Source organism: Pseudomonas sp. EGD-AK9 (assembly GCF_000465935.2).
Lineage (GTDB): Bacteria > Pseudomonadota > Gammaproteobacteria > Pseudomonadales > Pseudomonadaceae > Aquipseudomonas.
Map to the genome: position 1 here is coordinate 1 of NZ_AVOF01000525.1, position 1,583 is coordinate 1,583.

A 1,583-nucleotide genomic window follows, 5' to 3' on the forward strand; every position below is an offset into this window, starting at 1 on the left:
GGCTGACGTCGCGCTCGGCGTCGGCCGCGAAGCCGGGCGGGGTCTTGCCCTGCAGGTACCAGGCGAAGGCGATGATCTCGGCGATGCAGCGGTACAGCGCCTCGGGGATGGCGTCGCCCAGCTCCAGGCGGGCCAGCAGGCGCACCAGTTCGGCATTCTCGTAGATCGGCACCTCGTATTCGCGGGCGATGGCGAGGATGGCCTCGGCCAGCTCGTCGTCGCCCTTGGCGCTGAGCACGGGGGCGTTGTGCCCGTCGTAGTTGAGGGCGATTGCCTGGCGCGGCTCGGCCTTGCTCTTGCGGCTCATGCGGTTTCGTCCACCCAGCGTTGTTCCAGCGTGGTTTTCGGCCCCTGCGGCGGCAGGCCCTGGCTGCAGGCCAGTTCGCCGACCTCGAGGCCGGCGGCCTGCAGGCGTTCGCGCAGGTTGCCGAGTTCGGCGCCGATCAGGTTCGCGGTATCGGCGCGCTCGGCCCACAGCTGGCTGGACAGGCTGCCGCGCAGCAGCTGGGCGCGCACCTGCAGCGGGCCGAGGTGGTCGAGGTCGAAGGCCAGCTCGACGCGCCAGAGGGTTTCCTTGTGCTCGGGCTTGTCCGCCTTGCCGCTGTCCTCGCGCTGCAGCTTGATCTGCAGCGGGATCAGCTCCTGCTGGTGGCGCATGGGCAGCTCCAGCTGCCAGGTGGTCAGCAGGTTGCCGTTGGCGTCCACCTGGGTCTGCGCCAGGCTCGACAGCTGGTGGGTCTGCAGGCGCGAGACGGCCGCGGCGGCGAGTTTGAGCAGGGTTTCCAGGTCGGCCTCGCCATCCAGGTTCTGCAGCAGCCGCGACGGCAGGGGAAAGCCCAGTGCCTGTTGGCGCGCGGCGCCGGCTGGGCTGAGACCGCCGAGCATCTGCCGGGCCAGCGCCGGCAGCGCCTGGCCCATGGCGCCCTGCAGGCCGGCGAGGGTGGCGGCGCCGCCGGGCAATTGTGGCAACAACTGGGCAATCAGGCGCAGCAGGTTGGCTTTCAGGTCCTGGGGCAGGGCGGCGGTCTGGCCCTGCAGCAGCTTGGCTTCCAGCAGCACGCCGCTGCCTTCCAGGGCCTGGGCCATGCCCTTGGCCGTGCTCAGTTGGGTGCTGTCGGGCAGAGCACCGAGCAGGCGCTCGATGCCGCTGCGCAGCTCGCCGCTCAGTTCGGCCTTGCCAGCCAGGCCCTGCAGCCCCTTGAGCAGGCCCTCCAGCGAGGCCTGGCGATTGTGCTGGGCGGCCAGTTGCTGGCCCAGCACCAGTTGATCGAGCCGGCCGCTGAGCGGCAGGAAATTCAGGCTCTGGCTGCCCTGTACCTGGGCGCTGAGCAGGCTGCCCAGAGGCAGCGCCAGCGGGCTGTCGAGGGCCAGCTGGCGGCCGGCCAGCGGGGTGTTGAGCAGGTTGACCAGCAGCCGGTAGACCGCCTGTGCGCCCTGCGGCGGCAATGGCTCGCGACTGAGTACCTTGCCCTGTACCAGGGTGCCGGGCGGCAGTTGTTGCAGGTCGAGGCTGGTCAGCGGCTTGTCGCCGCCGGCCTGCAGCGCCAGGGCCAGGCGGGTGTCGGACAGCGCGGTGACCAGCA

The 1,583-nt window shown here is 71.0% G+C and carries 2 protein-coding genes; both read right to left on the bottom strand.

Annotated elements, in window-relative coordinates:
- The coding region (locus N878_RS19970; RefSeq protein ID WP_021445319.1) for an EscU/YscU/HrcU family type III secretion system export apparatus switch protein at positions 1 to 307 on the bottom strand (307 nt) is incomplete at its 3' end.
- A partial coding sequence (locus N878_RS19975; protein WP_021445320.1) for a flagellar hook-length control protein FliK occupies positions 304 to 1,583 on the bottom strand: 1,280 nt, incomplete at its 5' end. The genes N878_RS19975 and N878_RS19970, both read right to left, overlap by 4 nt.